Source organism: Escherichia sp. MOD1-EC5950 (genome assembly GCF_002965345.1).
Classification (GTDB): Bacteria; Pseudomonadota; Gammaproteobacteria; order Enterobacterales; family Enterobacteriaceae; genus Escherichia; species Escherichia marmotae.
The window spans coordinates 14,909-35,610 of the sequence record NZ_PTSR01000005.1 but is presented as its reverse complement, the minus strand read 5'-3'; the positions used below and the strand labels follow the sequence as shown (position 1 = coordinate 35,610).

The window sequence follows — 20,702 nt, the reverse complement described above, 5'->3', positions numbered from 1 at the left end:
GGCATCGCATCCGCAGAGATGCTTTCTCGTGATAGTGAAAATTTAAACATATAAGAAAAAGTCACCTGCCAAATGGAAAACAATCGCAATTTCCCTGCCAGACCCTTTCATTCGCTCACGTTCTTTGCTGGCCTTTGTATCGGCATCACGCCTGTGCCACAGGCTCTCGCCGCAGAAGGGCAACAAAACGCTGATGATACACTGGTTGTCGAGGCATCGACGCCTTCGCTTTATGCGCCACTTAAATCTGCCGATCCAAAATTCTCCCGCCCGGTCATCGATACCACCCGCACAATGACGGTGATTTCTGAACAGGTGATAAAAGATCAGGGCGCAACCAACCTTACTGACGCGCTAAAAAACGTACCTGGCGTGGGCGCATTTTTTGCCGGTGAGAATGGTAATTCCACTACCGGCGACGCCATTTATATGCGCGGTGCGGATACCTCTAACAGCATTTATATTGATGGCATCCGCGATATTGGTAGTGTCTCACGTGACACTTTCAATACCGAACAGGTGGAAGTCATTAAAGGCCCATCCGGCACCGATTACGGACGCAGCGCGCCGACGGGTTCGATCAATATGATCAGTAAACAGCCACGTAATGACTCTGGTATTGACGCCTCTGCCAGTATTGGTAGCGCCTGGTTCCGTCGCGGCACACTGGACGTCAATCAGGTGATTGGTGACACCAGCGCAGTGCGCCTGAATGTGATGGGCGAAAAAACGCACGATGCCGGGCGCGATAAGGTTAAAAATGAACGTTACGGCGTCGCCCCTTCCGTGGCATTAGGCCTCGGTACGTCGACGCGTTTGTATCTCAACTATTTACACGTTACCCAGCACAACACGCCGGACGGCGGCATTCCGACCATTGGTTTGCCGGGTTATTCCGCACCTTCTGCAGGAACGGCGGCACTGAACCATTCCGGTAAAGTGGATACGCATAACTTTTATGGTACGGACTCCGATTACGACGATTCGACCACCGATACCGCCACTATGCGTTTTGAACATGACATCAGCGATAACACCACCATTCGTAATACCACCCGCTGGTCGCGCGTGAAGCAGGATTATCTGATGACGGCGATTATGGGCGGAGCATCGAATATTACCCAGCCCACCAGCAATGTGGATAGCTGGACGTGGTCACGCACGGCGAATACTAAAGATGTGAGTAATAAAATCCTCACCAACCAGACTAACCTGACGTCGGCGTTCTATACCGGTTCAATCGCCCATGATGTCAGTACCGGCGTGGAATTTACCCGCGAAACGCAGACCAACTACGGCGTTAATCCGGTGACGTTACCGCCGGTGAACATTTACCATCCTGACAGCAGCATTCATCCTGGCAGTCTGACGCGCAACGGTGCCAATGCTAACGGTCAGACAGATACCTTCGCGATTTATGCCTTCGATACGCTGCAAATCACCCGTGATTTTGAGCTGAACGGCGGGATCCGTCTGGACAATTATCATACTGAATATGACAGTGCTACCGCCTGCGGCGGCAGTGGTCGCGGTGCCGTCACCTGCCCAACTGGCGCGGCAAACGGTTCTCCGGTCACCACCGTCGACACCGCCAGGTCAGGCAATCTGGTCAACTGGAAAGCCGGGGCGCTGTATCATCTGACGGAAAATGGCAATGTCTACGTCAACTATGCTGTTTCCCAACAACCGCCTGGCGGCAGCAACTTCGCTCTTGCACAGTCTGGCAGCGGTAACAGCGCCAACCGCACCGACTTTAAACCGCAAAAAGCGAAGACCAGCGAAATTGGCACCAAATGGCAAGTGCTGGATAAACGCCTGCTACTAACTGCCGCGCTGTTCCGTACCGATATCGAAAATGAAGTTGAGCAAAACGACGACGGGACTTACTCGCAGTACGGTAAAAAGCGCGTCGAAGGCTATGAGATTTCCGTGGCTGGAAATATCACTCCCGCATGGCAGGTGATTGGCGGATATACCCAGCAAAAAGCGACCATTAAAAATGGTGCGGACGTGGCTCAGGATGGTTCGTCATCACTGCCGTATACGCCAGAACACGCCTTTACCTTATGGAGCCAGTATCAGGCAACGGATGATATCTCCATTGGCGCAGGCGCACGCTATATCGGCAGTATGCATAAAGGTTCTGACGGCGCGGTGGGAACTCCGGCGTTTACTGAAGGTTATTGGGTTGCCGATGCCAAATTGGGCTATCGCGTCAATCGCAACCTCGATTTCCAGTTAAACGTCTACAACCTGTTTGATACCAATTACGTGGCCTCGATTAACAAGAGCGGCTACCGCTATCATCCGGGCGAGCCAAGAACCTTCCTGCTCACCGCCAATATGCATTTCTGATTCAGATATGGGGCGCAGGGCTTACTAAGATTGATGGCGAGAACAGGACTGCCTGATGCGCTGCGCTTATCAGGCCTACAAGGTTGTGCAACACGTTGAGTTCACATCATTTGGTAGGCCGGATAAGGCATTCACGCCGCATCCGGCATGAACAAAGCACCTGCTGTTAAAAATCGGTGTGGGGTGAAGCCCCACTTTTTGGAGAACTTGTATGATGTACCACATTCCCGGCGTGTTATCGCCACAGGACGTCGCGCGTCTTCGTGAACAACTGGAACAAGCCGAATGGATTGATGGTCGTGTCACCACTGGCGCGCAGGGCGCACAAGTTAAGAGCAATCAGCAAGTGGACACCCGCAGCGCGTTATATGCCGCATTGCAAACTGAGGTGCTTAACGCGGTTAACCAACATGCTCTGTTCTTTGCCGCTGCCTTGCCGCGTACCCTATCCACGCCGCTGTTTAATCGTTATCAGAACAATGAAACCTATGGTTTTCATGTGGATGGCGCAGTACGCAGTCATCCGCAAAACGGCTGGATGCGCACAGACCTTTCTGCGACGCTGTTTTTGAGCGATCCACAAAGCTATGAAGGCGGCGAACTGGTCGTCAATGACACCTTCGGGCAGCATCGGGTAAAACTCCCGGCAGGCGATCTGGTGTTGTATCCTTCGAGTAGCCTGCACAGCGTAACGCCCGTCACGCGCGGCGTGCGGATGGCCTCGTTTATGTGGATCCAGTCGATGATCCGCGATGATAAAAAGCGCGCCATGCTATTCGATTTGGACAACAACATTCAGTCGCTGAAAAACCGCTTTGGTGAAGGTGAAGAAATCCTGTCGCTACTCAATCTTTATCACAATCTGCTGCGAGAATGGTCGGAGATCTGACAGTTGAACTGCCAGAGTTTGTCCCTATATTAGCTACACTTAATTGTACAAGCATTGATATGGGGAGGACGATATGGCATCCGGTTGGGCTAATGATGACGCCGTCAACGAACAGATCAACAGTACAATTGAAGATGCGGTTGCCCGCGCTCGGGATGAAATCCCGCGTGGTGAAAGCCTGTATGAATGTGAAGAGTGCGGTGCTCCCATCCCGCAGGCCCGTCGGGAAGCCATTCCTGGCGTACGTTTATGCATCCACTGCCAGCAGGAGAAAGATTTACAAAAACCTTCTTATACAGGATATAATCGCAGAGGCTCGAAGGACAGCCAGTTACGTTAACTACAACTGGCATGGAGTACAGCAAGTATAATTTGCATTTTGCGTGGCATTCCGTGCCTTTAACGCAGCCGTAACTGACACGCGGTACAAAATTGAATCATAAGCACGACAAATAGATGAATTATCAGCATCTTAGATATCAATCAATTTATTTGAACAAGGCGGTCAATTCTCTTCGATTTTATCTCTCGTAAAAAAACGTGATACTCATCACATCGACGAAACAACGTCACTTAAACAAAATCACCTGCGAGAGATTAATTATGAAAACTATCAATACTGTTGTTGCTGCTATGGCTCTTTCAACTCTGTCATTTGGCGTGTTCGCGGCACAACCGGTAACGGCATCCCAGGCACAAAGCATGAATAAAATCGGCGTAGTTTCTGCCGATGGCGCATCCACCCTCGACGCGCTGGAAGCAAAACTGGCAGAAAAAGCTGCGGCGGCTGGTGCCAGTGGATACAGCATTACTTCTGCCACCAACAACAATAAATTAAGCGGAACTGCGGTTATCTATAAGTAATTCACAGGTCGGATAAGGTGTTTACGTCGCATCCGGCAACAAGTGCCTGATGCGACGCTACCGCGTCTTATCAGGCCTACAAAATCCGAACCGTTGACCGGCATCCGGCAAAAGGATTTCCCTGTCTGTTTACCGACAGACGCATGTGCTCTAACCCTCATTGATCCTATGTTACCCTTGTTTGCCCGTCCGTCACTGGACGGGCTTTTTTTCGCTGGCTGACTATTGGCAGAAAGTCTGCAACGTCGCTTCTGGTACACCAATTTGCCGCGCCGCGTCACAAATCGCCTGCCAGCTCCCGGCATCTAACGGGATCCCCAGCTCCTGCCGCTCACGGCGCATATTCACTTCCCATTCGCCTGGCAGCAAAATCGGCTTATCTTCATCATGCGGCGAAGCTTTCACCCACTCGGCAAAGGCTTCGGTCTGCTCTGCACAATCTGGCGCGCCGAACAATTCCGGGTTAACGATGATGGTGGTCATACAGTTAAGAATGGTATCGGGGCTGGTTTGTAACGTTTCCTGATGGGTCGTTTTGCCGCCGGAAAGCGCACCACCAAGAATTTCGCACATCGCCGCCAGGGCATAACCTTTATGTTCGGCAAAGGTCAGCAGTGATCCCAACGGTGACTCCTGCATCACTGCCGGATTGGTCGTCGGCACGCCGTTAACATCAATCAGGCAGCCTGGCGGTACGGGCACACCTTTATGCCAGGCGACACGGGTTTTGCCAAATGCAATGGCGCTGGTGGCATAATCAAGCAACAGCGGGAAGTTATCCTTTCGTGGAAAGACCACGCAGAACGGATTGGTGCCGAAGCGACGATCGCGACCATGGAACGGTGCCACCATCGGAATCCCCACTACGCTCACAAAGTGAACAGAGACAAACCCCGCCGCTGCGCACTGTTCCGCCCAGTAACCGATACGCCCGATATGATGAGAGTTACGCAGTGCCACAGCAGCAATTCCGTGCTGACGCGCTTTTTCAATGCCAAGTGTCATGGCCTCGTACGCCGCCACCTGACCGAATGCACGATCGCCATCAAGCGTGACCACTGCCCCCGCATCTTTGACAATTTTAGCGTGATGGTTGATTTGCAAAGAACCCAGTCGCCAGGACTGCACATAGCTCGGGATCATGCCAATCCCATGTGAATCATGCCCTGCCAGATTTGCCGCAATTAAATGATCTGCTACTAGTTTTGCTTCCTGTTCCTCGCTACCCATCTGACGAAACACAGTCAGAATAAAGTTGTGCAGCGTCCGGGCATGAAAGCGATGACCACTTGCCATAGTTAACTCCTGTTTATGTTATATGCCTGTTGCTTTTTTATGCTGCGCGCCGCACGCGGGAAGGTCAATAAATATGCTGCAATTTCATGTTGCTGTGGAGTAAAGGCCGGATGACGCTCATCATCCGGCAGGGGGAGAAATTAAAATGATTGCTTAACGCGCGCCAGGCCATCGCTAACGGATGCCACTTCGCCCGCCGCCACCAGGCAGCAAGCCATCTGGATTTTTAGTGATTTGGGAATCGGTTCGCTGCCTGCCAGACAACGCTCAATCCACTTCGCGGTGGTTTCCGGGTCTTTTGCTTCTGGCAGTATCAGTAGCTCACTGCCTGCATCGTCCTGTTTTTCATACAGCACCCGCGTTCCTTCGCGATCAATCAGATTGATTTGCGGACAGCGTTGCGGATTTGCATACACTTCGCCTTCGGTGCCGTGCATTAACAGCGCCCTCCCACCGATGTCGTTAAAGAATTTCGCCACCCGCCCGACATATTCCGGATGCGAAACACTGGAAAGACGCAGCGCATCACCTTCAGCAAATGGCGTCGCCAGTTTCGCCAGCGTATGCGCACTGTTACGCACGCCCATCCGCCAGCGCATCGCCAGTTGTTTTTCCAGCGGCGGGCAAAACGCGCCTACAGGCATAAACACAGGTTGATGTTCGTCGAGCTTCGCCTGCGCCTGGCCGCCGTGCAGCGTTGGCGTAATCCCCATCAGTTCGAAAATGGTTTCGCTCAGCACGCGGGTCGGATCTTCGCTAACACCGTGAACCACTACTGGAAAACCGAGTTTGTGCAGCAGGATCGCCAGCAATGGCGTCAGGTTGGCCTGTTTCCGTGCACCGTTGTAACTGGGAATAACAACAGGAATCGGCTTGCCAACAGGGGGCGTCAACTTGATGGTGTGATTTTGCATGGCTTCGTAAAAGCCGAGCATCTCTGCTTCCCCTTCCCCTTTGATACGCAGCGCCATCAATACGCCGCCCAACTCAAGGTCAGGTACTTCACCGTTGAGCATATGGGCATACAGGCCGCGCGCCGTATCCTGGTCTAAATCGCGCGCATGGTTTTTGCCGCGCCCGATCTCTTTGATGATTTTGCGATAGTCCATTTATGACTCCTTACCTGACTCACATCATTAACGCCGCCGACGGCGTGGGGATTTTGCTTTTTCTTTCTTTTTAACTATACCTTCAGGGACTTCTGGTTGCTCAATCGGAAACACCGGTAAGGCATCAAGTAACCGCTTGCCGTAGTTTTTGGTTAACAAGCGTTTATCATAAATCACCACTTCACCCCAGCAACTGTGGCTTCGAATCAGACGCCCAACTTGCTGAATCAGGTTAAACGAGGCGCTCGGCAGGCTTTGTACCTCAAAGGGATAACGATTAAGACTTTTTAGCCATTCGCCTTCGGTGATCACCACCGGGCTGTCGATGGGGGGAAAGGCGATTTTATGAATATGCACCTGACTTAGCAGGTCACCTTTCAGATCAAGGCCTTCGGCAAAAGACTGTAAACCTACCAATACACTGCGCTCACCGTTAGCAACGCGTTTACGATGCAGTTCAACTAAGCGGTAGCGAGGCTGATCGCCCTGCACCAGCAACATCAGACGTAAATCCGTCACATAGTCGAGAAATCGCTGCATCGCCCGCCCGCTGGCAAACAACACCAACATGCCGAGATGTTTTTTGCTCTCTACCTGCTCACGGAAAAAGGCCGCCATTTCGGCAATATGCTGCTCTTCGTTGTCAATGGACGGTTCATAACGCATCTGCGGAATGACAATTTTGCCCTGTTCGCAGTGGTTGAAGGGGGAATCCAGCGCCACAAAGCGATCGCCCGCTTTCTCTTTCAACCCACTCATCTCCTGCAAACGCGAAAAACTGTTCAGCGAACGCAAGGTTGCAGAAGTGATAATAATGTGCGGAATACTGCGCCACAGCAGCCTTTCGAGTTGATCGCTGACGCGGATCCCCACACAGTGAAACCAGAGATGTAGCTGTCCGTCGCGTTCTTCCCGCGTCGCCCATTTGGTTACCGGCGCACCAGAAGATTGCGCCAGAGACGCCAGCCGCCAGAGTTTGCTCTGCGCCTCAAACATCCCCAGCGCGCGGTTCATCTGCAAAATCAGTCGATGCAAACGCACAATGTCATGGCTACCGGTTTTCTCACTTAAATCATTGAGGAATAACTCAGCCAGACCACGCAGCATCTCGGTCAGTTTTGCCAGCCGCTGGCAGATCTCCAGTACTTCATCCGGCAATTCGCCCATAGCAAAACGGTGCTCTGCCTCTTGCCCGGCAGGCATATAGAGATTGAGGATGTTGTTTAAAGAGGCGATAAGCTCATATAACTCTTCACAATGCGCATTCAACCGTTCAGGGATCGCCAGCGGTGGAATGGTCTTCGGGCGAAACTGCTCCATGCAGGTGACGACCAGTTTTGTGAACAGATCCAGTTGTAGCCGATACCAGGGTGCAGTAATTTCCGCGCTCATTTCCAGCGCATCCCGCGCCACGTCCGGCAGATGATGACCTTCATCCAGCACCAGCAGCAAATTTTTCGGTTCTGGCAATACCGCTTCGCTTTCCATCGCCGCCATCACCAGCGCATGGTTTGCCACTACCACTTCCGCTTCCTGAATTTCCCGGCGGGCAACAAAAAACGGACATTCGCGGTAGTAATAACAGTTACGGTTGAGGCAACTGGCTTTGTCGGTACTCAGACGACGCCAGAGATCGTCATCAATGGCGATATCAGTGTGATCGCGCAGGCCATCCCATTTATAAGTATCGAGATCGCCCTTCAGCTTTGCACAACGTTTTTGTTCTTCCTGATTGTTCGGTGTCAGTTCATCGTCGAGAAACGCGAGCAGATCCTGTTGTGTGGGTTCGGTACTGGCAAGCGCCGTCAGGTTACGCGGACAAACGTAGCGCCCACGCCCGAAAGCGGCGGTGAATTTTAGATCGGGAATGATCTTTTTCAGCAGCGGCAAATCTTTGCTGTAGATCTGATCCTGCAACGCCACGTTAGCAGTACTCACCACCAGCGTTTTTTGCTCTTCGCGGGCAATGGCGATGCCGGGGATCAAATAGGAGAGCGTTTTCCCAACGCCGGTGGGGGCTTCAATCGCCAGATGCCGCCCTTCTTCTCCGGCCAGTGTTTTGGCGACATCCGCAATCATCTGCCGCTGCGGCGCACGGGGAATAAAGTCGGGGATCTGTTCCTGAAGCGCCTTATACCAGGCGGCAATTTGCGCTTTAAGCGCGGCGGTTAATGCCATGAGAAAACCTGAAATACTGTATAAACAGCCAATATTGTGGCATTTTTCAGTTTTCAGGGGTAATGATTTTTCTGTTTCTGGAAAGTGGCTCGCAATAACCGCCAGGATAATACGGTCTAATTCCTGTTCGACAACAAAGGATTCAACACGTCATGCAAGACACCATCATAAATTTCTACAGCACCAGTGACGACTACGGGGATTTTTCTAACTTTGCCGCCTGGGCCATCAAGATTGACGGCAAAACCTGGCCCACCTCAGAACACTATTTTCAGGCACAAAAGTTCCTTGATGAAAAATACCACGAAGAGATCCGCCGGATTTCCTCACCCATGATCGCCGCGCGTATGGGGCGTGACCGTTCTAAGCCCCTGCGTAAAAACTGGGAGTCGATAAAAGAAGAGGTGATGCGCAAAGCGCTTCGCGCTAAATTCGAACAACACGCAGAACTGCGCGCGCTCCTGCTGGCAACCGCGTCAGCGAAACTGGTTGAGCATACGAAAAATGATGCTTACTGGGGAGATGGCGGTAATGGTCAGGGCAAGAATCGCCTGGGCTACCTTTTAATGGAGCTGCGCGAACAATTGGCTGCGGAGAAGTAACGCATCGGGTGGCTTGTGGGCGGTAAAACAGAGAAATCTTTTTGCCGCGCTTGCAAATTGCTGACTAGCGCTTGTAGTGATATGCCGGATGCGGCGCGAACGCCTTATCCGGCCTACAAGTTGTTAAAATTCAATATATTGTAGGAACCACGTAGGCCTGATAAGCGTAGCGCATCAGGCAGTTTTGCGTTTGTCATCAGTCTCAGATGCCGGGCATTACCCGGCATAAAAGATTACTGAGCTGCGGCAGGTTTACGCGGACGGCGGCGACGTTGTTGCTCGCCTGCCGGTTTGGCATCACCAAGACGACGAGACGGTTTTGCTGCAGGCTTCGCGTTACCAGCCTTCGCACCGCTTTCTGCGCGACGCGGTTGCTGTTGACTACGACCACCGCTCTGCCCACGACCGCCGCCGCTGCGTTGCTGGCGACCGTTCTGGATCGGTTCGGCTTTAATTGACGGATCCGGCTCATAGCCCGGAACAGCGATACGCGGGATCTCTTTTTTCAGCAGTTTTTCGATATCGCGCAACAGTTTGTGCTCATCAACACACACCAGCGATAACGCTTCGCCGGTGGCTGCGGCACGACCGGTACGCCCGATGCGGTGCACGTAATCTTCCGGTACGTTTGGCAGCTCATAGTTGACGACGTGTGGCAACTCTTCGATATCCAGGCCACGCGCGGCGATATCGGTCGCCACCAGCACACGAATATCACCCGATTTAAAATCGGCCAACGCACGAGTACGCGCACCTTGCGATTTATTACCGTGGATCGCCGCACTGCGGATGCCATCTTTATTTAGCTGTTCTGCCAGATGGTTGGCACCATGTTTGGTACGTGTAAACACCAGCACCTGCTGCCAGTTACCTTTACCAATCATGTGCGACAGTAATTCCCGTTTGCGTTTCTTATCAACAAAATGAACGTGCTGGGTCACTTGCTCAGAGGCGGTATTACGGCGCGCCACTTCGATTTCTAGCGGGTTATGCAGCAGTTTTTCTGCCAGCGCTTTAATCTCGTCAGAGAAAGTCGCGGAGAACAGCAGGTTCTGGCGTTTCGCGGGCAGCTTTGTTAACACACGGCGAATATCGTGGATAAAGCCCATATCGAGCATACGGTCAGCTTCATCAAGGACGAGGATTTCTATCTGATCCAGTTTCACCGCATTCTGGTGTTCCAGGTCCAGCAGACGCCCGGGCGTTGCCACCAGCACATCAACACCGCCGCGCAGTTTCATCATCTGCGGGTTAATGCTGACGCCGCCAAACACCACCAGCGAACGAATGTTCAGGTATTTGCTGTAATCACGGACGTTTTCGCCAATCTGCGCCGCCAGTTCACGGGTCGGGGTGAGGATCAACGCACGAACCGGACGACGCCCTTTGGCGTGCGGCTCACGGGAAATCAGGTGTTGCAATAGCGGCAGCGTAAAGCCCGCTGTTTTACCCGTGCCGGTCTGGGCACTGGCCATCAGATCACGGCCTTCCAGTACTGCGGGGATCGCCTGCTGCTGAATAGGGGTGGGTTCACGGTAACCTTGCTCGGCAACGGCGCGCAGGATATCAGGGCTTAAACCCAAAGAATCGAAAGACATAACTACTCCGAACCGCCCCGACCGTTACCGGTGTAGTTTTCAGGGAGATACTGAAAAGGAAAATGACAAAAACCACAATGTCATGAGGGAGCGGAGTGTAGCAGTTTTTGTGACGCAGCGCATAAATTATCCCTGTGACTGGCGTTGCTAAAATTCTTAGCCATACTGGACAACGCTAAAAATGAGTCATAATCTTAATCAATCATTTGATTAAGAATGGGCTGTGCGATGAATAGTCCTGCCATGACAACCAAAGGTGAACAGGCCAAAAAACAGCTAATTGCTGCGGCACTGGCACAGTTTGGTGAGTATGGAATGAACGCCACCACCCGCGATATCGCCGCCCAGGCCGGGCAGAATATCGCAGCCATCACCTATTACTTCGGTTCGAAAGAAGATTTATACCTCGCCTGCGCCCAGTGGATTGCCGATTTTATTGGCGAGCAGTTCCGTCCGCACGCCGAGGAAGCCGAACGCTTGTTCGCACAACCACAGCCGGATCGCGCCGCTATCCGCGAACTGATCCTTCGCGCTTGCAGGAACATGATTCAACTGCTCACCCAGGATGATACCGTCAACCTCAGCAAGTTTATCTCCCGTGAGCAGCTCTCTCCCACGGCGGCCTACCATCTGGTGCATGAACAGGTGATTAGTCCGCTACACAGCCACCTTACGCGCCTGATTGCCGCCTGGACCGGCTGTGACGCCAACGATACCCGCATGATCCTCCATACTCATGCGCTGATTGGCGAGATTCTGGCGTTTCGTCTCGGCAAAGAAACGATTCTGTTACGTACCGGCTGGACCGCGTTCGATGAAGAAAAGACCGAACTGATTAACCAGACGGTAACCTGTCATATCGACCTGATTTTGCAAGGATTATCGCAAAGGAGTTTGTAGTGATGAAAAAACCTGTCGTGATTGGACTGGCGGTAGTGGTACTTGCCGCCGTGGTTGCCGGAGGCTACTGGTGGTATCAAAGCCGCCAGGATAACGGCCTGACGCTGTATGGCAACGTGGATATTCGCACTGTTAATCTTAGCTTCCGTGTCGGTGGTCGCGTTGAATCTCTGGCGGTAGACGAAGGTGATGCCATCAAAGCGGGTCAGGTGCTGGGCGAACTGGATCACAAGCCGTATGAGATTGCGCTGATGCAGGCGAAAGCAGGCGTTTCGGTGGCGCAGGCACAATATGATCTGATGCTTGCCGGTTATCGCGATGAAGAAATCGCCCAGGCTGCCGCTGCCGTAAAACAGGCGCAGGCCGCTTACGACTATGCGCAGAATTTCTATGCTCGTCAGCAAGGATTGTGGAAAAGCCGCACTATTTCGGCAAACGACCTGGAAAATGCCCGCTCCTCGCGCGACCAGGCCCAGGCAACGCTGAAATCAGCACAGGATAAATTGCGTCAGTACCGTTCCGGTAACCGTGAACAGGACATCGCCCAGGCGAAAGCCAGCCTGGAACAGGCGCAGGCGCAACTGGCGCAGGCGGAGCTGAATTTACAGGACTCAACGTTGGTAGCCCCCTCTGATGGCACGCTGTTAACCCGCGCGGTAGAGCCTGGCACAGTGCTCAATGAAGGTGGCACGGTGTTTACCGTTTCACTAACGCGTCCGGTGTGGGTGCGTGCCTATGTCGATGAGCGCAATCTCGACCAGGCCCAGCCAGGCCGCAAAGTGCTGCTCTATACCGATGGTCGCCCGGACAAGCCGTATCACGGGCAGATTGGTTTCGTTTCGCCAACCGCTGAATTTACCCCGAAAACCGTCGAAACGCCGGATCTGCGCACCGACCTTGTCTATCGCCTGCGGATTGTGGTGACCGACGCCGATGATGCGTTACGCCAGGGAATGCCAGTAACGGTGCAATTCGGTGACGAGGCAGGACATGAATGATGCCGTTATCACGCTAAACGGCCTGGAAAAACGCTTTCCGGGTATGGACAAGCCCGCCGTCGCACCGCTCAACTGTACCATTCATGCCGGTTATGTTACGGGGCTGGTGGGGCCGGATGGCGCGGGTAAAACCACGTTGATGCGGATGCTGGCCGGATTACTGAAACCCGACAACGGCAGTGCTACGGTCATTGGCTTTGATCCCATCAAAAACGACGCGGCGTTACACGCGGTGCTCGGCTATATGCCGCAGAAATTCGGTCTGTATGAAGATCTCACGGTGATGGAGAATCTTAATCTGTACGCGGATTTGCGCAGCGTAACCGGTGAAGCGCGAAAACAGACGTTTGCTCGCCTGCTGGAGTTTACTTCTCTTGGCCCATTTACCGGACGCCTGGCGGGTAAGCTCTCTGGCGGGATGAAACAAAAACTCGGGCTGGCCTGTACCCTGGTGGGTGAACCGAAAGTGTTACTGCTCGATGAACCTGGCGTCGGCGTAGACCCCATCTCACGGCGCGAGCTGTGGCAGATGGTGCACGAACTGGCAGGCGAAGGGATGCTGATCCTCTGGAGTACCTCATATCTCGATGAAGCCGAACAGTGCCGTGACGTATTGCTGATGAACGAAGGTGAGTTGCTGTATCAGGGAGAACCGAAGGCTCTGACGCAAACCATGGCCGGACGTAGCTTTCTGATGACCAGCCCGCACGAAAGCAACCGCAAACTGCTGCAACGAACGCTGAAACTGCCGCAGGTCAGCGACGGGATGATTCAGGGAAAATCAGTACGTCTGATCCTCAAAAAAGAGGCCACACCAGACGATATTCGCCGCGCCGACGGAATGCCGGAAATCAACATCAACGAAACCACACCTCGCTTTGAAGATGCGTTTATTGATTTGCTGGGCGGTGCCGGAACCTCAGAATCACCGCTGGGCGCAATATTGCATACGGTAGAAGGCTCACCGGACGAGACGGTGATCGAAGCGAAAGAGCTGACCAAGAAGTTTGGCGATTTTGCCGCCACCGATCACGTCAATTTTGCCGTCAAACGCGGTGAAATCTTTGGTTTGCTGGGGCCAAACGGTGCGGGGAAATCCACCACCTTTAAGATGATGTGCGGCTTGCTGGTGCCGACCTCCGGTCAGGCGCTGGTGCTGGGAATGGATCTGAAAGAGAGTTCCGGTAAAGCGCGCCAGCATCTCGGCTATATGGCGCAAAAATTTTCGCTGTATGGCAACCTGACAGTCGAACAGAATTTACGCTTTTTCTCCGGCGTGTATGGCTTACGCGGTCGGGCGCAGACTGAAAAAATCACCCGTATGAGCGAAGCGTTCGGCCTGAAAAGCATTGCCTCACATGCTACCGATGAACTGCCATTAGGTTTTAAGCAGCGGCTGGCGCTGGCCTGCTCGTTGATGCATGAACCGGATATTCTGTTTCTCGATGAACCCACTTCCGGCGTCGATCCCCTCACCCGCCGCGAGTTTTGGCTACATATCAACAGCATGGTAGAGAAAGGTGTCACGGTGATGGTCACCACCCACTTTATGGATGAAGCGGAATATTGCGACCGCATCGGACTGGTGTATCGCGGGAAACTGATTGCCAGCGGCACGCCGGACGATTTGAAAGCGCAATCGGCCAATGATGAGCAACCCGACCCCACGATGGAGCAAGCCTTTATTCAGTTGATCCACGACTGGGATAAGGAGCATGGCAATGAGTAATCCGATCCTGTCCTGGCGTCGCGTGCGAGCGCTGTGCGTTAAAGAGACGCGGCAGATCATTCGCGATCCGAGTAGCTGGCTGATTGCGGTGGTGATCCCGCTGTTGCTACTGTTTATTTTTGGCTACGGCATTAACCTCGACTCCAGCAAGCTGAGGGTCGGAATATTGCTTGAACAGCGTAGCGAAGCGGCGCTGGATTTCACCCACACCATGACAGGCTCACCTTATATCGACGCCACTATCAGCGATAATCGCCAGGAATTAATCGCCAAAATGCAGGCGGGGAAAATTCGTGGTCTGGTGGTGATTCCGGTGGATTTCGCGGAACAGATGGAGCGTGCCAACGCCACCGCGCCAATTCAGGTGATTACCGACGGCAGCGAGCCAAATACCGCCAACTTTGTGCAGGGTTATGTCGAAGGGATCTGGCAGATCTGGCAAATGCAGCGAGCGGAAGACAACGGGCAGACTTTTGAGCCGCTTATTGATGTCCAGACTCGCTACTGGTTTAACCCGGCGGCGATTAGCCAGCACTTTATTATTCCCGGTGCTGTAACCATTATCATGACGGTGATCGGCGCGATCCTCACCTCGCTGGTGGTGGCGCGGGAGTGGGAACGCGGCACTATGGAGGCTTTGCTCTCTACGGAGATTACCCGCACGGAACTGCTGCTGTGTAAGCTGCTCCCCTATTACGTCCTCGGCATGCTGGCAATGCTGCTGTGTATGCTGGTGTCGGTATTTATTCTCGGTGTGCCATATCGCGGTTCGCTGCTGATTCTGTTTTTTATCTCCAGCCTGTTTTTACTCAGTACGCTGGGGATGGGGCTGCTGATTTCAACGATTACCCGCAACCAGTTCAACGCCGCACAAGTCGCACTGAACGCCGCGTTCTTGCCGTCGATTATGCTCTCTGGCTTTATTTTTCAGATCGACAGTATGCCTGCGGTGATCCGCGCAGTGACGTACATTATTCCCGCACGTTATTTCGTCAGCACCCTGCAAAGCCTGTTTCTCGCCGGGAATATTCCGGTAGTGCTGGTCGTGAATGTGCTGTTTTTGATCGCTTCGGCGGTGATGTTTATCGGTCTGACGTGGCTGAAAACCAAACGTCGACTGGATTAGGGAGAAGAGCATGTTTCATCGCTTATGGACGTTAATTCGCAAAGAGTTGCAGTCGCTGCTGCGCGAACCGCAGACGCGCGCGATTCTGATTTTACCCGTGCTGATTCAGGTGATCCTGTTCCCGTTCGCCGCCACGCTGGAAGTAACCAACGCCACCATCGCCATTTACGACGAAGATAACGGCGCACATTCGGTAGAACTGACCCAACGTTTTGCCCGCGCCAGCGCCTTTACCCATGTGTTGCTGCTGAAAAGTCCACAGGAGATCCGCCCGACCATCGACACGCAAAAGGCGTTATTGCTGGTGCGCTTCCCGCCTGATTTCTCGCGCAAACTGGATACCTTCCAGACCGCGCCGTTGCAATTAATTCTCGACGGACGTAACTCCAACAGTGCGCAAATCGCCGCTAACTACCTGCAACAAATCGTCAAAAACTATCAGCAGGAGCTGCTGGAAGGAAAGCCGAAGCCAAACAACAGCGAGCTGGTGGTGCGCAACTGGTATAACCCGAACCTCGACTACAAATGGTTCGTGGTGCCATCACTGATCGCCATGATCACCACTATCGGCGTAATGATCGTCACTTCGCTTTCTGTTGCCCGCGAACGTGAACAGGGAACGCTCGATCAGTTGCTGGTTTCGCCCCTCACCACCTGGCAGATATTTATTGGTAAAGCCGTCCCTGCGTTAATTGTCGCCACGTTCCAGGCCACCATTGTGCTGGCGATTGGTATCTGGGCGTATCAAATCCCCTTCGCCGGTTCGCTGGCGCTGTTCTACTTTACGATGGTGATTTACGGTTTATCGCTGGTGGGCTTCGGTCTGTTGATTTCATCACTTTGTTCAACGCAACAGCAGGCGTTTATCGGCGTATTTGTCTTTATGATGCCTGCAATCCTGCTTTCCGGTTACGTTTCGCCGGTGGAGAACATGCCAGTATGGCTGCAAAACCTGACGTGGATTAACCCTATCCGCCACTTTACAGACATTACCAAGCAGATCTATTTGAAGGATGCGAGTCTGGATATTGTGTGGAATAGTTTGTGGCCGTTACTGGTGATAACGGCCACAACAGGATCAGCGGCGTACGCGATGTTTAGACGCAAGGTGATGTAACTTTTTATCTTTCGCCAGTAGCGACACTACCGCCGGGCCGGCAAGGATCGCCAGCCCTGCAATTGCCAGCAAATAGTTATTTTCCAGCACGCGGGACAACAGCCACAGCACAATCAGCGCCGCGCCAAAATACCAGGTGGTGGTCAACTCTTCCAGCACATCTGCTACCTCGCGCCAGCGTTGCTCAGGATGACGCTGTAACACCAGCATCATCACTACTGTTACACAATACAGCACGCATAACCCTACGCCGACATGAACCAGCGTCTTACTCATCCAGCCCATAACCAGCAGCGCCACTACCAGTAAATGCAACATAATCTGCCAGCAACTTAGGCCAGTTGCGACACGAACGCGTTGTTGCCACTTCATGGCTTCTCTCCTGAAGAATTTATCTCTACTAATTCAGAGTACCGAACTTTACGGAAAATTCCGTAAGACCGCACCTTTTTGTGACGCCGACTACACTATTTCAATGAGATAAGAGGCAAAAACAGGAAAATTATGCCCGACCAAACACAACATTTTTCGTTCAAGGTGCTCACCATCAATATTCACAAAGGCTTTACAGCATTTAACCGACGCTTCATTTTGCCGGAACTTCGCGACGCCGTGCGTGCCGTCAGCGCCGATATCGTCTGCCTGCAGGAAGTGATGGGGGCGCACGAAGTCCATCCACTGCATGTGAAGAACTGGCCCGATACTTCGCACTACGAGTTTCTTGCCGACACCATGTGGAGTGATTTTGCCTACGGACGTAATGCTGTATACCCGGAAGGGCATCACGGGAACGCGGTGCTGTCACGCTATCCCATTGAACATTATGAGAATCGCGATGTTTCGGTCGATGGCGCGGAAAAGCGCGGCGTGCTTTATTGCCGCATTGTTCCGCCAGTCACGGGGAAAGCGATTCATGTGATGTGCGTGCATCTCGGCTTGCGGGAGGCGCACCGTCAGGCGCAGCTTGCGATGCTTGCTGAATGGGTGAATCAACTACCGAACGGCGAACCAGTATTAGTCGCGGGAGATTTCAACGACTGGCGGCAAAAAGCCAATCATCCCTTAAAAGTACTGGCTGGGCTGGATGAGATATTTACCCGCGCCCACGGACGCCCGGCGCGAACATTTCCGGTGCAATTTCCCGTTCTTCGTCTGGACAGGGTTTACGTCAAAAACGCCAGTGCCAGTGCGCCCACAGCGCTGCCGCTGCGGACCTGGCGACATCTTTCTGACCATGCCCCTTTGAGTGTGGAGATCCATCTATGAAATGTGGTTGGCGCGAAGGGAACAAGATTCAGTTACTGGAAAACGGCGAGCAATATTACCCTGCTGTGTTTAAAGCGATTAACGAAGCAGAGCAACGCATCATCCTTGAGACATTTATCTGGTTTGAAGATGACGTCGGCAAACAGCTACATGCGGCGCTGCTGGCAGCGGCGCAACGTGGGGTTAAAGCGGAAGTCTTGCTGGATGGCTATGGTTCGCCAGATCTCAGCGATGAATTTGTCAGCGAACTGACCGCGGCTGGCGTGGTATTTCGTTATTACGATCCTCGTCCTCGCCTGTTCGGTATGCGCACGAATGTGTTCCGCCGGATGCATCGCAAAATTGTGGTCATCGATACACGAATCGCCTTTATCGGCGGGATAAATTACTCCGCCGAGCATATGTCCAGCTACGGCCCACAGGCCAAACAGGATTACGCGGTGCGGCTGGAAGGGCCGATTGTTGAAGATATTCTGCAGTTTGAGCTGGAAAACTTGCCTGGGCAGAGCGCGGCACGCCGCTGGTGGCGACGTCACCATAAAGCGGAAGAAAACCGCCAACCGGGGGAAGCGCAGGTATTGCTGGTCTGGCGCGATAACGAAGAACATCGCAGCGATATCGAGCGCCACTATTTGAAAATGCTCACTCAGGCGCGGCGGGAAGTGATTATCGCCAACGCCTACTTCTTTCCCGGCTATCGATTTTTACACGCCTTACGTAAAGCGGCACGGCGCGGGGTGCGGATCAAACTGATTATTCAGGGTGAACCGGATATGCCGATTGTCAGGGTTGGCGCGCGTTTGCTCTATAACTATCTGGTTAAAGGCGGCGTTCAAGTGTTTGAGTATCGCCGCCGCCCGCTCCACGGCAAAGTGGCGTTAATGGATGATCACTGGGCGACGGTAGGCTCCAGTAATCTCGATCCGCTCAGTTTGTCGCTGAATCTCGAAGCTAACGTCATCATCTACGATCGTAATTTTAACCAGACGCTACGCGACAATCTTAATGGCATCATCGCCGCCGATTGTCGGCAGGTAGATGAAAGTATGCTGCCCAAACGCACCTGGTGGAATCTGACTAAAAGCGTGCTGGCATTCCACTTTTTGCGCCACTTCCCGGCGCTGGTGGGCTGGCTTCCGGCGCATACGCCGCGTCTGGCACAGGTTGAGCCGCCCGCGCAACCGGCAATGGAAACGCAGGATCGGGTAGAAACAGAAAATACGGGGGTAAAGCCCTGATGAGTAAATCCCATCCTCGCTGGCGCTTAGCAAAGAAGATCCTTACCTGGCTATTTTTTATCGCGGTGATTGTGTTGCTGGTGGTCTACGCCAAAAAAGTGGACTGGGAAGAGGTCTGGAAGGTCATCCGCGACTATAACCGCGTTGTGCTATTGAGTGCGGTCGGGCTGGTGGTCGTCAGTTATCTGATTTACGGCTGCTATGACCTGCTCGCCCGTTTCTACTGCGGTCACAAACTGGCGAAGCGCCAGGTGATGCTGGTGTCATTTATCTGCTATGCCTTCAACCTGACGCTCAGTACCTGGGTCGGCGGGATTGGGATGCGTTATCGCCTTTATTCGCGTCTGGGATTACCGGGCGGCACCATCACACGCATTTTCTCGCTGAGTATTACCACCAACTGGCTGGGCTATATTTTATTAGCCGGGATTATTTTTACCGCAGGCGTGGTGGCGTTACCGGATCACTGGTATGTCGATCAAACCACGCTGCGTATTCTCGGCATTGGCTTACTGATGATTATCGCGGTTTATTTATGGTTTTGCGCTTTCGCGAAGCACCGCCATATGACCATCAAAGGGCAAAAGCTGGTGCTGCCTTCATGGAAATTCGCCCTCGCTCAGATGCTGATTTCCAGCGTTAACTGGATGGTGATGGGGGCAATTATCTGGCTGTTACTTGACCAAAGCGTGAATTATTTCTTTGTCTTAGGCGTGTTACTGGTTAGTAGTATTGCTGGTGTCATCGTGCATATTCCGGCGGGGATTGGCGTGCTGGAAGCGGTGTTTATCGCGCTACTGGCAGGAGAGAATACATCCAAAGGCACAATTATCGCCGCCCTACTCGCTTACCGTGTGCTGTATTACTTTATCCCGCTGCTGCTGGCGCTGATCTGTTACCTGTTGCTGGAAAGTCAGGCGAAGAAGCTACGGGCGAAAAATGAAGCGGCGATGTGAAGTTCGATTAAGTTCTTTTGGTTTGTGCAGATTGTTAGCAACGTGCTATTTGTTCATGGCGGATGCGGCGTAAACGCCTTATCCGCCCTACAAAACCGGGCTAAATTAATAGATTACAATTCCACTCTGTGCCTGCTAAGCGTAGCGCATCGGGCTCATTGCGTTTCCTCACAATTTTACCCAAGAAAGAAATTTACCTATTTTTCTATGACTAATGAAAAAACCGCGTATGCCTTTGCCAAACAAGTGTTATAGCTATTGCTGCAAGAATCCCGAAGAAGCCGATAAAATAATAATAGAGAGTTAACGCACCTATAAAAGCGCAACGACAATCACCACCAAAGAGATTAAAAAAAGATACATTACACCTGCAATGGCAGCATTTATCTTATTGATATCTTTACTTAAGCCATATATACAAAAAATTATATTTATGGATGCGCCCCCATGTCATGGGCGCATTTTATAACAGGCTTTTATT

18 protein-coding genes and 1 pseudogene are annotated in these 20,702 nt (G+C 52.6%); 13 read left to right on the top strand and 6 right to left on the bottom strand.

The window, feature by feature from the left end; all coding sequences use genetic code 11:
• Positions 1-72 precede the first annotated feature (72 nt).
• The 4 genes from BEA93_RS08205 to ybiJ all read left to right on the top strand — a co-directional run bounded on the left by BEA93_RS08205 (position 73) and on the right by ybiJ (position 4,108).
• The gene (locus tag BEA93_RS08205; protein WP_016248508.1) at positions 73-2,355 is read left to right on the top strand and encodes a catecholate siderophore receptor Fiu; all 2,283 of its coding nucleotides are present in this window, start codon (positions 73-75) and stop codon (positions 2,353-2,355) included.
• 211 nt (positions 2,356-2,566) lie between these two features.
• A complete protein-coding gene (gene ybiX, locus BEA93_RS08200) occupies positions 2,567-3,244 on the top strand; it encodes a PKHD-type hydroxylase YbiX (protein ID WP_001516044.1) in 678 nt (225 codons plus the stop codon).
• A gap of 73 nt (positions 3,245-3,317) precedes the next feature.
• Positions 3,318-3,584: a C4-type zinc finger protein YbiI gene (gene ybiI / locus BEA93_RS08195; protein ID WP_105224620.1), complete on the top strand. Its 267-nt coding sequence runs from the start codon at positions 3,318-3,320 to the stop codon at positions 3,582-3,584.
• A gap of 263 nt (positions 3,585-3,847) precedes the next feature.
• The gene (ybiJ, locus tag BEA93_RS08190) at positions 3,848-4,108 is read left to right on the top strand and encodes a DUF1471 family protein YbiJ (protein ID WP_000849310.1); all 261 of its coding nucleotides are present in this window, start codon (positions 3,848-3,850) and stop codon (positions 4,106-4,108) included.
• 222 nt (positions 4,109-4,330) lie between these two features.
• On the opposite strand, the gene BEA93_RS08185 is transcribed toward ybiJ, so the two are convergent.
• From BEA93_RS08185 to dinG, 3 genes are all read right to left on the bottom strand, one after another.
• A complete protein-coding gene (locus BEA93_RS08185; protein WP_000146184.1) occupies positions 4,331-5,404 on the bottom strand; it encodes a malate/lactate/ureidoglycolate dehydrogenase in 1,074 nt (357 codons plus the stop codon).
• A gap of 140 nt (positions 5,405-5,544) precedes the next feature.
• Positions 5,545-6,513 (bottom strand): DNA-binding protein YbiB, encoded by a 969-nt coding sequence (gene ybiB / locus BEA93_RS08180; RefSeq protein ID WP_000386506.1) that lies wholly within the window; start codon positions 6,511-6,513, stop codon positions 5,545-5,547.
• A 27-nt stretch (positions 6,514-6,540) separates the two neighbouring features.
• A complete protein-coding gene (dinG, locus tag BEA93_RS08175) occupies positions 6,541-8,691 on the bottom strand; it encodes an ATP-dependent DNA helicase DinG (protein WP_105224621.1) in 2,151 nt (716 codons plus the stop codon).
• A gap of 119 nt (positions 8,692-8,810) precedes the next feature.
• On the opposite strand from dinG, the gene BEA93_RS08165 reads away from it, so the two are divergent.
• Positions 8,811-9,293: an NADAR family protein gene (locus BEA93_RS08165; protein WP_072274915.1), complete on the top strand. Its 483-nt coding sequence runs from the start codon at positions 8,811-8,813 to the stop codon at positions 9,291-9,293.
• Positions 9,294-9,526: 233 nt separating this feature from the next.
• Here BEA93_RS08165 and rhlE read toward each other — a convergent pair whose 3' ends face one another.
• Positions 9,527-10,891, bottom strand: coding sequence for an ATP-dependent RNA helicase RhlE (rhlE, locus tag BEA93_RS08160; RefSeq protein WP_000007078.1), 1,365 nt, complete (start codon positions 10,889-10,891; stop codon positions 9,527-9,529).
• 228 nt (positions 10,892-11,119) lie between these two features.
• Between rhlE and cecR the strand changes: the two genes are divergently transcribed.
• From cecR to BEA93_RS08135, 5 genes are read left to right on the top strand one after another with little or no spacing between them, the layout of a single operon-like run.
• Entirely contained in the window at positions 11,120-11,791 is a 672-nt protein-coding gene (gene cecR, locus BEA93_RS08155; protein ID WP_024191852.1) for a DNA-binding transcriptional regulator CecR, read from the top strand.
• Between the two features lie 2 nt (positions 11,792-11,793).
• Positions 11,794-12,789: a secretion protein HlyD gene (gene hlyD / locus BEA93_RS08150; RefSeq protein WP_001516038.1), complete on the top strand. Its 996-nt coding sequence runs from the start codon at positions 11,794-11,796 to the stop codon at positions 12,787-12,789.
• Positions 12,782-14,518, top strand: coding sequence for an ATP-binding cassette domain-containing protein (locus BEA93_RS08145; protein ID WP_000997115.1), 1,737 nt, complete (start codon positions 12,782-12,784; stop codon positions 14,516-14,518). The genes hlyD and BEA93_RS08145 overlap by 8 nt, the downstream gene beginning before the upstream one ends.
• Positions 14,511-15,644, top strand: coding sequence for an ABC transporter permease (locus BEA93_RS08140; protein ID WP_016248501.1), 1,134 nt, complete (start codon positions 14,511-14,513; stop codon positions 15,642-15,644). Before BEA93_RS08145 ends, BEA93_RS08140 begins: the two co-directional genes overlap by 8 nt.
• Before the next feature lie 10 nt (positions 15,645-15,654).
• Positions 15,655-16,761: an ABC transporter permease gene (locus tag BEA93_RS08135; RefSeq protein ID WP_000469021.1), complete on the top strand. Its 1,107-nt coding sequence runs from the start codon at positions 15,655-15,657 to the stop codon at positions 16,759-16,761.
• On the opposite strand, the gene BEA93_RS08130 is transcribed toward BEA93_RS08135, so the two are convergent.
• A complete protein-coding gene (locus tag BEA93_RS08130; RefSeq protein ID WP_000871975.1) occupies positions 16,723-17,133 on the bottom strand; it encodes a YbhQ family protein in 411 nt (136 codons plus the stop codon). The two genes, BEA93_RS08135 and BEA93_RS08130, sit on opposite strands and share 39 nt — an antisense overlap.
• Positions 17,134-17,265: 132 nt before the next feature.
• On the opposite strand from BEA93_RS08130, the gene BEA93_RS08125 reads away from it, so the two are divergent.
• The 3 genes from BEA93_RS08125 to BEA93_RS08115 are packed head-to-tail and all read left to right on the top strand — an operon-like array spanning position 17,266 to position 20,221.
• Positions 17,266-18,027 carry an endonuclease/exonuclease/phosphatase family protein gene (locus BEA93_RS08125; protein WP_105224622.1) on the top strand — a complete coding sequence of 254 codons (762 nt, stop codon included), beginning with the start codon at positions 17,266-17,268 and terminating at the stop codon, positions 18,025-18,027.
• Positions 18,024-19,265 (top strand): cardiolipin synthase ClsB, encoded by a 1,242-nt coding sequence (clsB, locus tag BEA93_RS08120; RefSeq protein ID WP_000649633.1) that lies wholly within the window; start codon positions 18,024-18,026, stop codon positions 19,263-19,265. Before BEA93_RS08125 ends, clsB begins: the two co-directional genes overlap by 4 nt.
• On the top strand, positions 19,265-20,221 hold the full coding sequence (locus tag BEA93_RS08115) for a lysylphosphatidylglycerol synthase domain-containing protein (RefSeq protein WP_001516033.1): 957 nt from the start codon (positions 19,265-19,267) through the stop codon (positions 20,219-20,221). The genes clsB and BEA93_RS08115 overlap by 1 nt, the downstream gene beginning before the upstream one ends.
• 211 nt (positions 20,222-20,432) lie before the next feature.
• On the opposite strand, the pseudogene BEA93_RS26335 reads toward BEA93_RS08115, so the two are convergent.
• Positions 20,433-20,549 (bottom strand): annotated as a pseudogene (locus BEA93_RS26335) (Bax inhibitor-1/YccA family protein); the annotation flags it as partial.
• Positions 20,550-20,702 lie beyond the last annotated feature (153 nt).

Coding starts and splice junctions, on each gene's coding strand:
- BEA93_RS08205 (WP_016248508.1), top strand. CDS start 73: ATGGAAAACAATCGCAATTTCCCTGCCAGACCCTTTCATTCGCTCACG.
- ybiX (WP_001516044.1), top strand. CDS start 2,567: ATGATGTACCACATTCCCGGCGTGTTATCGCCACAGGACGTCGCGCGT.
- ybiI (WP_105224620.1), top strand. CDS start 3,318: ATGGCATCCGGTTGGGCTAATGATGACGCCGTCAACGAACAGATCAAC.
- ybiJ (WP_000849310.1), top strand. CDS start 3,848: ATGAAAACTATCAATACTGTTGTTGCTGCTATGGCTCTTTCAACTCTG.
- BEA93_RS08185 (WP_000146184.1), bottom strand. CDS start 5,404: ATGGCAAGTGGTCATCGCTTTCATGCCCGGACGCTGCACAACTTTATT.
- ybiB (WP_000386506.1), bottom strand. CDS start 6,513: ATGGACTATCGCAAAATCATCAAAGAGATCGGGCGCGGCAAAAACCAT.
- dinG (WP_105224621.1), bottom strand. CDS start 8,691: ATGGCATTAACCGCCGCGCTTAAAGCGCAAATTGCCGCCTGGTATAAG.
- rhlE (WP_000007078.1), bottom strand. CDS start 10,891: ATGTCTTTCGATTCTTTGGGTTTAAGCCCTGATATCCTGCGCGCCGTT.
- cecR (WP_024191852.1), top strand. CDS start 11,120: ATGAATAGTCCTGCCATGACAACCAAAGGTGAACAGGCCAAAAAACAG.
- hlyD (WP_001516038.1), top strand. CDS start 11,794: ATGAAAAAACCTGTCGTGATTGGACTGGCGGTAGTGGTACTTGCCGCC.
- BEA93_RS08145 (WP_000997115.1), top strand. CDS start 12,782: ATGAATGATGCCGTTATCACGCTAAACGGCCTGGAAAAACGCTTTCCG.
- BEA93_RS08140 (WP_016248501.1), top strand. CDS start 14,511: ATGAGTAATCCGATCCTGTCCTGGCGTCGCGTGCGAGCGCTGTGCGTT.
- BEA93_RS08135 (WP_000469021.1), top strand. CDS start 15,655: ATGTTTCATCGCTTATGGACGTTAATTCGCAAAGAGTTGCAGTCGCTG.
- BEA93_RS08130 (WP_000871975.1), bottom strand. CDS start 17,133: ATGAAGTGGCAACAACGCGTTCGTGTCGCAACTGGCCTAAGTTGCTGG.
- BEA93_RS08125 (WP_105224622.1), top strand. CDS start 17,266: ATGCCCGACCAAACACAACATTTTTCGTTCAAGGTGCTCACCATCAAT.
- clsB (WP_000649633.1), top strand. CDS start 18,024: ATGAAATGTGGTTGGCGCGAAGGGAACAAGATTCAGTTACTGGAAAAC.
- BEA93_RS08115 (WP_001516033.1), top strand. CDS start 19,265: ATGAGTAAATCCCATCCTCGCTGGCGCTTAGCAAAGAAGATCCTTACC.